The sequence below is a fragment of the Bacillus sp. M13(2017) genome (assembly GCF_002218325.1).
Lineage (GTDB): Bacteria > Bacillota > Bacilli > Bacillales > Bacillaceae_G > Bacillus_A > Bacillus_A thuringiensis_K.
Genome location: NZ_KZ268514.1, coordinates 1 through 13,460, shown reverse-complemented (window position 1 = coordinate 13,460; position 13,460 = coordinate 1). Strand labels below are relative to the sequence as shown.

The following is a 13,460-nucleotide window of genomic DNA, read 5'->3' as shown; positions in this document are numbered from 1 at the left end:
TACACATATGAACGGATAATAAAACGCTGTCCCGCAAAATACAAGAGACAGCGTTTTGTTATCAAACTATCTGTTTAACAAGCTACCTACATAGCGTAGTAATTCATTTGCTGAAGAAGAATTATAGCCATGCTCATCAATTAAACGCGCAACAACATCATTGATTTTCTTAAGCTGATTTTCGTCCGGCGTTTTCGTTGATGTTGTAATTTTCACTATATCTTTTAAATCAGCAAATAGTTTTTTCTGAATCGCTTCACGAAGACGTTCATGTGAATTATAATCAAAGCGTTTTCCTTTACGGGCATAAGCAGAAATGCGAATTAAAATCTCTTCACGGAACGCTTTCTTAGCATTTTCTGAAATTCCAATTTGCTCTTCAATTGAGCGCATTAATTTTTCATCTGGACTCATTTCTTCTCCTGTTAACGGATCACGTAATTTCGATTTATTGCAGTACGCCTCGACGTTATCTAAGTAATTATCCATAAGCGTCTTAGCTGATTCTTCATATGAATAAACAAACGCTTTTTGTACTTCTTTCTTCGCGATTTCATCGTATTCTTTTCTCGCTAATGAGATGAAATTCATGTAACGTTCACGGTCTTCATTACTAATGGATGGATGCTGATCTAGCCCATCTTTTAAAGATCTAAGTACATCTAACGCGTTAATAGATGGTACCTCTTTTCGAATGATTGTAGACGAAATTCGGTTAATGACATAACGAGGATCAATACCCTTCATACCTTCATCTTGATATTCGCGTTGTAATTCTTCTACATCAATCGCATTATAACCTTCTACCGTTTCTCCATCATACAAACGCATCTTTTTAATTAAATCAATATCCGGACGCTTCGGATCTTTTAAACGAGTTAAAATAGTGAACATTGCTGCAACGCGAAGTGTGTGTGGTGCAATGTGAACATTCGATACATCACTTTCACGAATCATTTTTTCATAAATATGTTCTTCTTCACTTACCCGTAAATTATAAGGAACTGGCATTACAATAATTCTTGAGTGCAATGCTTCATTTTTCTTATTTGCTATAAATGAGCGATACTCTGTTTCATTCGTATGCGCTACAATTAATTCATCTGCTGAAATAAGCGCAAATCTTCCCGCTTTGAAATTCCCTTCTTGCGTAAGTGATAATAAGTGCCATAAAAACTTCTCATCGCATTTTAACATCTCTTGGAACTCCATCATTCCTCGGTTTGCCTTATTTAATTCTCCATCAAATCGATACGCACGCGGGTCTGATTCTGAACCATATTCTGCAATCGTAGAAAAGTCCAGACTACCTGTTAAATCTGCAATATCTTGTGATTTTGGATCAGACGGGCTAAATGTACCAATCCCTGTACGGCGATCTTCAGAGAAGAAAATACGCTCTACAACTACATCCTCAATTCTTGATCCGTATTCTTGCTCTAAACGCATGACATTTAGTGGTGATAAATTCCCTTCAATTCTAACCCCATACTCATCAAAGAAATCATCTCGTAAATGATGTGGAATTAAATGCAGTGGATCCTCGTGCATTGGGCATCCTTTAATTGCAAAAATTGCTCCGCGATCTGTTCTTGAATATGTTTCTAATCCTCGTTTCAACATTGTAACTAACGTTGATTTCCCTCCACTAACAGGACCCATTAATAATAAAATTCTTTTTCTAACATCTAATCGTTTTGCAGATGGATGAAAATATTCCTCTACAAGACGTTCTAGAGCATCCTCTAATCCAAAGAGCTGATTACTAAAGAAGTTATACTTTCTTCTACCATCAACTTCTTCAATTCCAGCATCTTTTATCATATTGTAAATGCGAGAGTGTGCTGTTTGAGCCACCCATGGTCTTTCTTTCACAAGCTCCAAATACTCCGCAAACGTACCTTCCCATTGTAAACGTTCTTCTGCTTCTCGGTGCTGTTCAATCTTTTTTAGAATATCCATTATAGCTCCTCCCCCATCTCCTTGTTCAATCGGATTATTATAAAAGGTATGCTAGGATGTCCTTAAACATTCTTTAAATCAAAACGAAATATATAATAGCACGCTAAAATTCTCTCCAAAATTCAAAGAAAATTCTGTATAATATAGGTATTAACGTTTTTACACTGCTATTCATTATAAATAAATTCTTTTCTTCTAAGAACCTTACATACATTTTGGATAATAAATAAAACTCATGAACCGAAAAAAGTAAGGAGGATATTAGTATGAAATTATTATTAATTTTAGGTGTATCACTCACATTTCTTACAGCTATTTTTACATCCGGTTACAACGACAAACCAGGTACACATAAAAAATGATGTGCTTTTAGCACATCATTTTTTTATTTATAATACATATTTTCCATATCATATTTGGATATTGGTCGGCTATAATAATAACCTTGTACAAGCTTCACATTCTTTTCTTTCAAAAACTGTATTTGCTCCTTTTTTTCTACTCCCTCTGCAATTACATTCAATTCTAAAGTATGAGCTAAATGAATAATTGCAGCTGTAATATTCGTATCACGTTCATCTATATGTATACCCTCCATAAAAGAACGATCAATTTTTAAAGTATCAATTGGATATGTTTTTAAATAACTTAAAGATGAATAGCCTGTTCCAAAATCATCTAAATGAATCTTTAAATTTTGTTCTTTTAATTGTATTAACACTCTCTTCGATATATCTTTATGTATAAGAGCTCCTTCTGTAACCTCTATCGCTAATAAATGAGCTGGTACATTGTACTTATGTAAAGCCCGTGTAATCATCTCTATTAATGTAATAGAACGAAAGTGTCTAGCTGAAATATTAACCGCAATTGGGACCACTTCATATCCTTTATTTAACCATTCGCGCAGTTGCTGACACACTTGATTTACTACCCATTCATCGAGCTTAATAATAAAGCCTGTTCTTTCTGCCAACGGAATAAATTGGTTTGGAGAAACAAGTCCTAATTCCTTATTCTCCCACCTTATTAAAGCTTCCATACTAGCTATTTTTTTCGTTTCAATATTAATTTGTGGCTGATAATATAAGAAAAATTCATTTTTTTCTATAGCACGATGTAACTGGTTTTCTATTATAAACCTTTGTTCACGCTCACAGTCTAATCCACTACAATAAAAATGATAATGTCCTTTTCCTTTTTCTTTTGCTTTTTCTAAAGCAGCATCGACTCTCTGAAATAGTATTTTTTCATCTTCTCCATCTGCTGGAACCATTACAATTCCAATTGACGCACTTAAATATACATCTTCTTCTTCGATTACAAAAGATTCACTAATATTTTTCAGTATGCTTTTTGCAATTTCCTCTACATATTCTTTCGTTATATTTTCTATCAACATAACAAATTGATCATCGTGTTCTCTAAATAAGTGCATATCTTCTATTTTTAGATTGCTTAAACATTCTGTAACTTTTTGTAATACTTTATCTCCCTCTTTATGACCAAATGTATCATTAATACGATGAAACTCATCTAAATCTATAAATACAAGTGCAAAATTTACACTCTCATTTAAAAAAGTATTTAACTTATTTGTACATGAAATTCTATTCATTAATCCCGTTAACTGGTCATAGTAAGCTAAATATTCTGTTCGCATTTCGTTTAATACTTGCCTTGTAACATCTCTCGTAACAATATAAATCCCAACAATTTCACCGTTCACAATAATCGGGATAGTTCTCAAAGAAATATATAGCTCGTACCCTTCTTTATGAACATATTTCTTTGAAACAATTTGTTTTGCTTTTCCTTGCATCGATCCCTTAAATATAATTTGAAAATCTTTTTCATATTCTTTATTAATGAATTCAAAAATAAATTTATTATTTAATTCCTCATACCGGTATCCAAATATTTCATACGTTGCCGGATTTGCATATGTAACTCTCCCTATAGAATCTATAGATATAATTGAGTCATTATTATATTCCAGTAACGACTTAAATAACATTTGTTTTTCCTCTATCTCTGTCTTCTCCTCAATTTGAGCTGTAATATCTCTTGTAATACAAATAATAAATTGACATATTCCTTCTTCGTCGCAGACAGGATTAAGTGAAGATTCATAATGTATCTCACCTTTTGGTAAATTGACTACATCACAAAAGGTGTGTGCTTTCGCTTCTCTCACTACTTTTGCATATTGCCTTTGCAATATCCCCGCTATATCTTTTGGTAATACTTCTGCAAAAGTTTTTCCATAGCACTCTTCGCTTAACCTAGCATAATCCATTCCTATTTTATTCACATACATATATTGAAACGTTTCATTATCAATAACTTTCAATATGAATACTAAATCTTGAATAGCATGTAATAATCCTTGTCTAATTAAATCCATATCTATCATACTTAAAAAGGTATTTTGATTACTATATTCTTCCTTCATATTTATCTCAACCCGTCTTATCTATTTTTAATCATATATCCCATTCTATATGATTATGTCTCCTCTTTTAAATGTATGATTATATATTATTTTTATTTTATAAAAAAAAGTCGCCATATGGCGACTTTTAATAAACGATTTCTAAATCTAATCCAGGGTAATTTTGTTGACGGAACGCTTCATAAATTAAAATTGCTGCTGTATTAGATAAATTTAATGAACGTACTTTATCTGTCATTGGAATACGTAAACAATGATCAAAGTTTTCTTCGATTACATTAGCTGGTAAGCCGTTTGTTTCTCTTCCAAATACAAAATAGTAATCCTTCTCGCGCTTGCTATAGTCAAACGCTGTATGAGCTTTCTCGCCATACTTTGTTAAATAGAAGAATTCACCGTCTTTATTTTTTTCATAAAATTCTTCAATTGAATCATAGTACGTAATTTTTACGTGCTGCCAATAATCTAATCCTGCACGCTTTAACATTTTATCATCCGTTGAAAATCCAAGCGGTCTAATCAAATGTAATTCTGTTCCAGTTGCTGCACAAGTACGAGCAATATTCCCTGTATTTGCTGGAATTTCTGGCTGATATAAAACAACATGTACTCCCACGCGATATTCACCTCTGTTTTTTGTCTACTACGTATTATACCACTTGAGCGAAAAATCTCTACCCATTAATAATATGAAAGAATTTATATTTCATTTGTGGTGTATATTTACTAGAGTCTTCATAGTTCCAATAACGTCGACGGCTATTCGCTGAATGTGCATTTACAAGCGGCATACCATCTGCATCTTTTGCTACTACAATCGTCGTATGATTCCATCTTCCGTCATCCTCGAAATCATAAGCAATGACATCTCCAAGAATAAGTTCTTCTGGCCTCTCTACCGCCTCTGCTCGAAGTCCTGTTGTAGCACCTGACAAATACCAATAAAAAGAATGTGCAACAGCCCAGCTCCAGCTCCACTGATTCTCCCTTTGCCACCATCCTTTACGAATATTAGGATATCCGCTCATAGGTACTTCTCCAGTATGAAGACATTGAGAAATGAAATTCGTACAATTATCAGGGAAATTACGATACATAGGATTTCGGTCATCCCACCAACGCTCTGCATATTTCACTGCCTCTAAACGATTATACTGATAAGAACCGTACTTCTCTTTCGTAATTTCCCTTTCTAATGTCTCACCCATTCTAATTTCTTCTGACACTTCAATAGCATAATCGCCTATAATCCGACTATTATTTAAACAAACTCTTCGTTTTAATTGTTCCTCTTCAATATAAAATAATTCTTGATGCTTAATTAAATATTTAAAATGTATTTGATAATCAATTTCTTGATGGTCATTACTATTTAATTGTCTAATGAAAGAAACATCCGCAGTTGCTTTCACTATATGTGCACTACGTCTTTGAAACAATTGTTTCTTTCTCAGTGCCATTTGTAGTAAATCCTCAGCAATACCATCCACATTCGTTCTTTTCTCCGTTATATATGCTAAAAATTGTTGTAATTGGTTTTCAATCTTCGTTTTTACAACCATTCTGTCTCCCTCCCATATTACAATATGAAAAAGGGAAATATTATCTACTCTTTTTTCTGTGCTAACAATTCAAGCCCGCGATTCATTTCATGAAGCACTTCTTCATCTTTCTCACGTTCCATCGCTTTCTCAATCGCTTCGCCTACTCCATCTCCGCCAATTTTCCCAAGTGCCCATGCTGCCGTTCCGCGTAGTACTGGTCTTGGGTCATCTTTCATAACACCAATTAAATCAGGAATTGCCGATGTTTCTTTAAAATGTGCTAATGCTAAAATCGCATTTCTTTGCAGTGGCTTTTTCCCTCTCCATGACCCTGACATAATCCCATATTTCTCTTTAAAATCACGATTACTAATTGTTAAAAGTGGCGTTAATAATGGTTTAACTAGCTCAGGATCCGGCTCCATCTCAGGATGATTATGAAAATCCATTCCTTTGTTTTTCGGGCAAACAGTCTGACACGTATCACATCCATATATACGATTTCCTATTTTATCGCGATATTCTTCAGGTAGGAATCCTTTCGTCTGTGTTAAAAACGCAATGCACTTCTTCGAATCTAACTGTCCCCCCTGTATTAAAGCACCGGTAGGACAAATATCGATACATTTCGTACAGCCCCCGCATTGATCTTCTATCGGCTTATCTGGCGGGAATGGAACATTTGTAATCATTTCCCCTAAGTATACGTACGAACCAAATTCAGGTGTAATAATAGAGCAGTTTTTACCGCTCCATCCAATGCCTGCACGCTCTGATACAGCTCGATCACTTAATTCACCTGTATCAACCATGGACTTCACTTCTATATCCGGAAGTTTTTCAATTAAATATGCTTCTAATTTTTGCAAACGATCTCGTAAAACAAGATGATAATCTTGTCCCCAAGAAGCACGACAAAAAATCCCACGGCGTTCTCCACGCTTACTTAATGGTGCATTTTTTAATTTTGAAGGATATGCTAAAGCAATCGCAATAATTGATTTAGCACCCGGTAATAACAGTTGCGGATTCGTTCTCTTCTCTATATCAGGCTCTTCAAATCCAGATTGATAATTTAATTGTTGTTGCTGGATTAAGCGCTGCTTTAATTCCTCAAAAGGAGAAGCACTCGCAAAGCCTATTTTATCTATGCCAATTGTTTTACTATACGCAATTACATCTTGCTTTAATTGTTCAAAATCCACTCTTAATCGCCTCCTCAGATGAATCCATCCCTTATGTAACGACTCTATTGGTTAGTAATTCACTTTTGGAATACTATTATTTACTTCTATTTTCGCATGTAATTAGGTTTTTCAAACATTAAAAAACGCAATGCCTCGTTTATCTCGGAAACGAAACACTGCGTTGATCACAATTTATAGAAAAACATTTAATAAAATTTGGAGCGGGTGAAGAGAATCGAACTCTCGACCAGAGCTTGGAAGGCTCTTGTTTTACCACTAAACTACACCCGCAAATATGAATTACATATAAGATATTAGAATAACTTATGTAAAGTAGTATAGCATGTAAAAAAAGTAGAGGCAAGAATTTTATCGAAAAAAGTCGAAAAAGTGATGAGAGACCTCATCACTTTTTCAATTCTTTATCAATTGCCTTCTTCATACTATCGAAATCAGGGTTTGCAAGGTTTCCGTTTACATATACAGAAGGAGCACCTTGAACTTTTAATTTTTGAGCACGATCTGAATCTTTACGTACTTTTTCTTTAATGTCTTTACTGTGTAAATCTTTCTTAAATTGCTCTACATCAACTTTTGGAAGTTTTTCTTTCACAATGCTAAGAAGCAAATCTTCTGTAATCCATTCTTCCGTATCTTTCTTTTGATTTTGATAAATCTCATCATAGAAAATCCAGAATGAATCTTTATCTTGTTTATAAATTGCTTCACCAGCTGCTGCACCTAAATCCGAGTCTTTTCCGATAAATGGGAAGTTAATAAAATATAACTGCACTTTGCCTTTATCAATATACTCTTCTTTTAATCGAGGTAATACTGTTACATCCCAAGTACGACAAGCAGGACATTTAAAGTCTCCAAATTCAACTACCTTAACTGGAGCATCATCTTTCCCTAAAGATTGTTGCGTAGAATAAGCAAACATCTCATTCCCTTTATCTTTTTTGTCATTTATGATGCTATACGCAATTGTTCCAATTACAATCAATACTGCGATAGAAAAAACTATACCAAGAGCCATGAGTTTATTTGATTTCATATACATTCCTCTTTAAATTCATATTCTGTATACAGCATTGTACACAATACACATAATATCAACACTTATATACGTCACGCAATGAACACGCTCACATAAATTACAAAAACACAATAATTGTGACGATATTGTGTCACAATTTGTCACAATTTATTCAAAAAAAGAAGCTCCTCTGTAGGAACTTCTCTTAACTTACTGCTTTTTTACGCGCGCTATTTAACATCGACTGCTCTATTTTTATATCATGACGAATTACTAATTTCTCACTAACTGCTTGAACATAATCATCATGGCTTATATAGCCTTCTTTCTCCATTAGTCTCAAAACGACATTTCGTCTCTCTACTGCTTTATCATAGTTTTGGGCAGGTGAGTAATAAGCAGGTGCTTTTACTACAGCAGCCATCATTGCACTTTCAGCCAACGTTAATTGGTTCACCTTTTTACCGAAGTAAAGGTTTGCTGCTTTTTCAATTCCCCACGCTCCTTCTCCATAATAAATATTACTTACATATAATTTTAAAATTTCATCCTTCGTAAATGTGCGTTCAATTTTTTTCGTATAAAAAATCTCTTTCCACTTACGAGAAAATGTACGTTCATTTGTTAAAAAGGCATTTTTAGATAGCTGTTGTGTAATCGTGCTTCCTCCTTGCACGACACCACCAGCCTTTATATTCTCAACTGAGGCCCTAATAATTGCTATATAATCTAAACCGTTATGATGATAAAATCTTTTATCTTCTGTCGCAATAAATGCATGTGTTAATGATTCTGGCACCTCTAACTTAGCCGGTACATGTAATTTACTAATATCACTTTTCTCAATCATTACATTTCCAATGAATAATAACGTACAACTTAACAATAATAATAATATAATGGCTTTATAAAAAAGTTTAGTCATTGGATTTAATGCAACTTTTTGATGATAGTTCACCCTAGATAATACTCGTTCTTTCATCTTGAACACCTCTTTTCCACACAGCATATAACTCTTACTTTAAGAATACATTGTTGTAAAAAAATATCCCATCGATTTCTCTTACACGTACCTTACATCATTGTAAGGTATAAAGTGAAACTTTAATGAGCCCTCATCAATCAGGCTTACTGCCCAGCAAATAGTGGGATAAAAAAGTATTGTATCACAGTATTTTTTTATCTACTATTCATCTGAAATATTGAATATAGGTTATGTTAAAGCACGAATAACCAATAAAAGAGAAACCCTTAAGACTATTATATTTTTACTTTACACTTTAATTATATCATCTACAAATATATATACTTTTGACTATCTAGTAATCTAAATGTATATAACATATAGATTTATTATACAGAACAAACGTTCTAACAATCAATACTAGTGCTATTATTATTTTGACCTTTTTCTTAAACAGTATACAAAAAAGAGTAGTGATTCGAATGTATCTCAAATCGGCTACTCTTTTCTTTACAATCTTCCTATTAAATTATACGGCTGTACTTCCCACGTTTCATACGGAATAAAATGTGTTGCTCTCATTGCATCAAGCGTTCTGGATTTCATATGAGGACGCGTTATATACTCATCTATGTTCTCTTCATTTAAATCAACAAATTTAGCCTCTTGTATCTCTTCAGGTTGAGTTTTTATTTCACCACTTATATATGCTACTTTAAAAACAACAGCTAGAATATGCATAGAGGTATTATAATAAACCCCTGTAATTCCGATAGGCTTCACCGTTAACCCTGTTTCCTCTTTTATTTCCCTACAGACAGCTTGATCGAGCGCTTCGCCTTCTTCTACCTGTCCTCCTGGCAACTCCCACGTATCAGCTCGCCAGTGCACTTTTGTTAATAACACTTCATTTTTTTCATTTGTTAAATAACCTGCTACAGCAACTATATGCTTTGGTGTCTTATGTTCCATATTAAGCCTCCTAGAGATAATGAATATTATATATATCCCTATAATCATATTCACTACCTACAACAAAATACCTTTAATACTTCATCACCTTAATTAACTTCATAAAAAAGACCCTATCCGCTAAGCGAAAAGGGTCATCTATCGTATTACTCTCCTAAGTCTACGTTGTGATAAACTTGTTGAACATCTTCCAAATCTTCTAATGCATCAACCATTTTCTCAAATTGTGCTTGAGCATCTTCAGGAAGTGTTACATCACTTTGTGCAAGCATTGTTAATTCTGCAACTGTAAACTCCTCAACGCCAGCACCTTTAAGTGCAGATTGTACTGCATGGAATTGATCTGGTTCAGCATACACGATAACAGAATCTTCTTCTTCTAGAATGTCACGTGCATCTACATCTGCTTCCATTAAAATTTCAAGAACTTCATCTGATGTTTTACCTTCAAGGCCGATAACAGCTGTCGCATCAAACATGTAAGCTACAGAACCGTTCACACCCATATTACCACTATTTTTGCTAAATGCAGCTCGTACATCTGCTGCAGTACGGTTTACGTTATTTGTAAGTGTATCTACAATAACCATAGCTCCATTTGGTCCGAATCCTTCATAACGAAGCTCGTCATAATTTTCTTCTGAACCGCCTTTTGCTTTTTCAACTGCACGATCAATAATTGTTCTTGGAACATTGTATGTTTTCGCACGCTCTAATACAACTCTTAGCGCTTGGTTTGATTCTGGATCTGGCTCGCCTTGTTTTGCTGCCACATAAATTTCACGCCCAAATTTCGCGTATATACGGCTTGTATTTGCATCTTTTGATGCTTTTTTGTCTTTAATATTGTTCCATTTACGGCCCATACTTTCCACTCTCTTTCCCGTTTTAAATCTACATAAAAATATTAATATGAAATATAATGTGTGTTCAACACATTTTTAAAAGAAATATAAAAAGTTCATTTTTGATTCATATTACAGACATAATATAAATCACTATCATTTTGTTCTTTCGACAAGTTATATTATACATGAATTCCTACGTTTATTACGAATTTTAGAAGCACATAGTATAATTTAACAAAAAGACTCTAACATTTCTGTTAGAGTCTTTTTATATTGCCGATACCGATTTCTATAATATTTCCATAATTACTTTCTATTGTTATATAATAAAAATAGGAAATAATTTGAAGAAAAGATGGAGGGAGAATTATGACACATTCAAAAGACAAAAAATCACATGCTTTTAAAGGAATAGGAGATAAGTTAAACCCAACTATCTATCAAGTAAGATTCATGAAATTAGATGAAACAATCCAATTTGAGGCGTTTCCTGAATTGAAGGAATTAGGGGACTGGTTAAGTACTTCAACACATATGTGGGCGTGCCACTCAACTATGTATAAGTACAACAGAGAAGAGTTTGAAAAGAAGTTTTTAGAAATTACAAACTTAACCGTTGATAATGTACTAATATCTACTGGTGGTGTCGGATTTAACTTCATGTCACCGGGGTGGAGAAATTCTCTCTAGAGTGCTCGAAAGGAATATTGTATATGCAATATTTTTTCTGCTTATTTTGTCATGTAATGAAAAGAAAACAAAAAAGCTCTATACTAATTGTATAGAGCTTTTTTACGCCGTTCATGATACCGATGGTCGGGGTCGAACCGACACTCCCGAAGGAACACGATTTTGAGTCGTGCGCGTCTGCCAATTCCGCCACATCGGCACAAAAGAAAAGGCGGCAACCGGATTTGAACCGGTGATAAAGGTTTTGCAGACCTCTGCCTTACCACTTGGCTATGCCGCCATATAAAATTTTATTGGAGCGGAAGACGGGATTCGAACCCGCGACCCCAACCTTGGCAAGGTTGTATTCTACCACTGAACTACTTCCGCAAAAATGGCTGGGCTAGCTGGATTCGAACCAGCGCATGACGGAGTCAAAGTCCGTTGCCTTACCGCTTGGCTATAGCCCATCGAATTCTTACTTAATTATATGTAAGTATCCATTAGATTATTTGTAATTTTTAAAATAAAAATGGGGCGACTGATGGGAATCGAACCCACGAATGCCGGAGCCACAATCCGGTGCGTTAACCACTTCGCCACAACCGCCATGTTGTGTAAATATATATTTGGCAGGGGCAGTAGGAATCGAACCCACACTGGAGGTTTTGGAGACCTCAGTTCTACCTTTAAACTATGCCCCTATGTAAATGGTGGAGGGGGGCAGATTCGAACTGCCGAACCCGAAGGAGCGGATTTACAGTCCGCCGCGTTTAGCCACTTCGCTACCCCTCCGAAACTTACATGGTGCCGGCTAGAGGACTTGAACCCCCAACCTACTGATTACAAGTCAGTTGCTCTACCAATTGAGCTAAGCCGGCATATTTTATTAAAATAAATGGTGGCTCGGGACGGAATCGAACCGCCGACACGAGGATTTTCAGTCCTCTGCTCTACCGACTGAGCTACCGAGCCTTATTAAAATGGCGGTCCCGACCGGGGTCGAACCGGCGATCTCCTGCGTGACAGGCAGGCATGTTAACCACTACACCACGGGACCATTTGGTTGCGGGGACAGGATTTGAACCTGCGACCTTCGGGTTATGAGCCCGACGAGCTACCGTGCTGCTCCACCCCGCGATAATACTATTCATATAAAAATTATATGGTGGAGGATGACGGGATCGAACCGCCGACCCCCTGCTTGTAAGGCAGGTGCTCTCCCAGCTGAGCTAATCCTCCAAAGTGGTGACCCGTACGGGATTCGAACCCGTGTTACCGCCGTGAAAGGGCGGTGTCTTAACCACTTGACCAACGGGCCAAATATTATAAATCCTATGGCGGAGAGCAAGGGATTCGAACCCTTGATACGCTTGTGACGTATACACGATTTCCAATCGTGCTCCTTCGGCCAACTCGGACAGCTCTCCAATGGCTCCGCAGGTAGGAATCGAACCTACGACCGATCGGTTAACAGCCGATAGCTCTACCGCTGAGCTACTGCGGAATAATATTGCCTGGCAACGTCCTACTCTCACAGGGACAAGGTCCCAACTACCATCGGCGCTAGAGAGCTTAACTTCCGTGTTCGGTATGGGAACGGGTGTGACCTCTCTGCCATCATTACCAGACATTATTCTTTTGAGACAATCATTATTATAACTTATTTACTTTAAAAGTCAACAAGTTTTTTATGTTCTCTCAAAACTAGATAACATTGCTACATATTATATGGTTAAGTCCTCGATCTATTAGTATTCGTCAGCTCCACATGTCACCATGCTTCCACCTCGAACCTATCAACCTGATCATCTTTCAGG

At 35.7% G+C, this 13,460-nt stretch carries 10 protein-coding genes, 16 tRNA genes and 2 rRNA genes; 1 reads left to right on the top strand and 27 read right to left on the bottom strand.

Annotated features, from left to right (window positions below; translation table 11 throughout):
* Positions 1-66 precede the first annotated feature (66 nt).
* The 10 genes from CGQ22_RS25135 to CGQ22_RS25085 all read right to left on the bottom strand — a co-directional run bounded on the left by CGQ22_RS25135 (position 67) and on the right by CGQ22_RS25085 (position 10,989).
* A complete protein-coding gene (locus tag CGQ22_RS25135) occupies positions 67-1,962 on the bottom strand; it encodes a PrkA family serine protein kinase (protein WP_000353281.1) in 1,896 nt (631 codons plus the stop codon).
* Positions 1,963-2,347: 385 nt separating this feature from the next.
* Positions 2,348-4,417, bottom strand: coding sequence for a sensor domain-containing protein (locus tag CGQ22_RS25125; protein ID WP_000657166.1), 2,070 nt, complete (start codon positions 4,415-4,417; stop codon positions 2,348-2,350).
* Between the two features lie 127 nt (positions 4,418-4,544).
* Complete coding sequence (gene trmL, locus CGQ22_RS25120; protein WP_000538147.1) at positions 4,545-5,033, bottom strand: tRNA (uridine(34)/cytosine(34)/5-carboxymethylaminomethyluridine(34)-2'-O)-methyltransferase TrmL; 489 nt, start codon at positions 5,031-5,033, stop codon at positions 4,545-4,547.
* Between the two features lie 58 nt (positions 5,034-5,091).
* Entirely contained in the window at positions 5,092-5,979 is an 888-nt protein-coding gene (locus tag CGQ22_RS25115; RefSeq protein WP_089149507.1) for an amidase domain-containing protein, read from the bottom strand.
* Between the two features lie 44 nt (positions 5,980-6,023).
* Entirely contained in the window at positions 6,024-7,166 is a 1,143-nt protein-coding gene (queG, locus tag CGQ22_RS25110) for a tRNA epoxyqueuosine(34) reductase QueG (protein ID WP_000345216.1), read from the bottom strand.
* Between the two features lie 199 nt (positions 7,167-7,365).
* Positions 7,366-7,439 (bottom strand) — tRNA-Gly (locus CGQ22_RS25105).
* A 115-nt stretch (positions 7,440-7,554) separates the two neighbouring features.
* Entirely contained in the window at positions 7,555-8,205 is a 651-nt protein-coding gene (locus CGQ22_RS25100; protein WP_000841306.1) for a DsbA family protein, read from the bottom strand.
* 187 nt (positions 8,206-8,392) lie between these two features.
* Complete coding sequence (locus CGQ22_RS25095) at positions 8,393-9,169, bottom strand: transglycosylase domain-containing protein (protein ID WP_089149506.1); 777 nt, start codon at positions 9,167-9,169, stop codon at positions 8,393-8,395.
* 492 nt (positions 9,170-9,661) lie between these two features.
* Positions 9,662-10,123: an NUDIX hydrolase gene (locus CGQ22_RS25090; RefSeq protein ID WP_000400456.1), complete on the bottom strand. Its 462-nt coding sequence runs from the start codon at positions 10,121-10,123 to the stop codon at positions 9,662-9,664.
* 146 nt (positions 10,124-10,269) lie between these two features.
* The gene (locus CGQ22_RS25085) at positions 10,270-10,989 is read right to left on the bottom strand and encodes a YebC/PmpR family DNA-binding transcriptional regulator (protein ID WP_000532952.1); all 720 of its coding nucleotides are present in this window, start codon (positions 10,987-10,989) and stop codon (positions 10,270-10,272) included.
* A 351-nt stretch (positions 10,990-11,340) separates the two neighbouring features.
* On the opposite strand from CGQ22_RS25085, the gene CGQ22_RS25080 reads away from it, so the two are divergent.
* Positions 11,341-11,661 (top strand): DUF3884 family protein, encoded by a 321-nt coding sequence (locus tag CGQ22_RS25080; protein ID WP_000149742.1) that lies wholly within the window; start codon positions 11,341-11,343, stop codon positions 11,659-11,661.
* A gap of 117 nt (positions 11,662-11,778) precedes the next feature.
* On the opposite strand, the gene CGQ22_RS25075 is transcribed toward CGQ22_RS25080, so the two are convergent.
* The 17 genes from CGQ22_RS25075 to CGQ22_RS24995 form a co-directional block, all read right to left on the bottom strand.
* Positions 11,779-11,860 (bottom strand) — tRNA-Leu (locus CGQ22_RS25075).
* Positions 11,861-11,870: 10 nt separating this feature from the next.
* A tRNA-Cys gene (locus CGQ22_RS25070) sits at positions 11,871-11,941 on the bottom strand.
* 14 nt (positions 11,942-11,955) lie between these two features.
* Positions 11,956-12,030, bottom strand: a tRNA-Gly gene (locus CGQ22_RS25065).
* 5 nt (positions 12,031-12,035) lie between these two features.
* Positions 12,036-12,110 (bottom strand) — tRNA-Gln (locus CGQ22_RS25060).
* A gap of 63 nt (positions 12,111-12,173) precedes the next feature.
* A tRNA-His gene (locus tag CGQ22_RS25055) sits at positions 12,174-12,249 on the bottom strand.
* A gap of 21 nt (positions 12,250-12,270) precedes the next feature.
* Positions 12,271-12,344 (bottom strand) — tRNA-Trp (locus CGQ22_RS25050).
* Positions 12,345-12,351: 7 nt separating this feature from the next.
* Positions 12,352-12,435 (bottom strand) — tRNA-Tyr (locus tag CGQ22_RS25045).
* A gap of 10 nt (positions 12,436-12,445) precedes the next feature.
* Positions 12,446-12,521, bottom strand: a tRNA-Thr gene (locus CGQ22_RS25040).
* Between the two features lie 18 nt (positions 12,522-12,539).
* Positions 12,540-12,615 (bottom strand) — tRNA-Phe (locus CGQ22_RS25035).
* Between the two features lie 9 nt (positions 12,616-12,624).
* Positions 12,625-12,700: transfer RNA gene (locus tag CGQ22_RS25030), tRNA-Asp, on the bottom strand.
* 3 nt (positions 12,701-12,703) lie between these two features.
* Positions 12,704-12,780: transfer RNA gene (locus CGQ22_RS25025), tRNA-Met, on the bottom strand.
* Positions 12,781-12,806: 26 nt separating this feature from the next.
* Positions 12,807-12,882, bottom strand: a tRNA-Val gene (locus tag CGQ22_RS25020).
* Positions 12,883-12,886: 4 nt separating this feature from the next.
* Positions 12,887-12,961: transfer RNA gene (locus CGQ22_RS25015), tRNA-Glu, on the bottom strand.
* 17 nt (positions 12,962-12,978) lie between these two features.
* A tRNA-Ser gene (locus CGQ22_RS25010) sits at positions 12,979-13,070 on the bottom strand.
* Between the two features lie 2 nt (positions 13,071-13,072).
* A tRNA-Asn gene (locus tag CGQ22_RS25005) sits at positions 13,073-13,147 on the bottom strand.
* 8 nt (positions 13,148-13,155) lie between these two features.
* A 5S ribosomal RNA gene (gene rrf, locus CGQ22_RS25000) occupies positions 13,156-13,271 on the bottom strand.
* Positions 13,272-13,371: 100 nt separating this feature from the next.
* Positions 13,372-13,460 (bottom strand): 23S ribosomal RNA (locus CGQ22_RS24995); the annotation flags it as partial.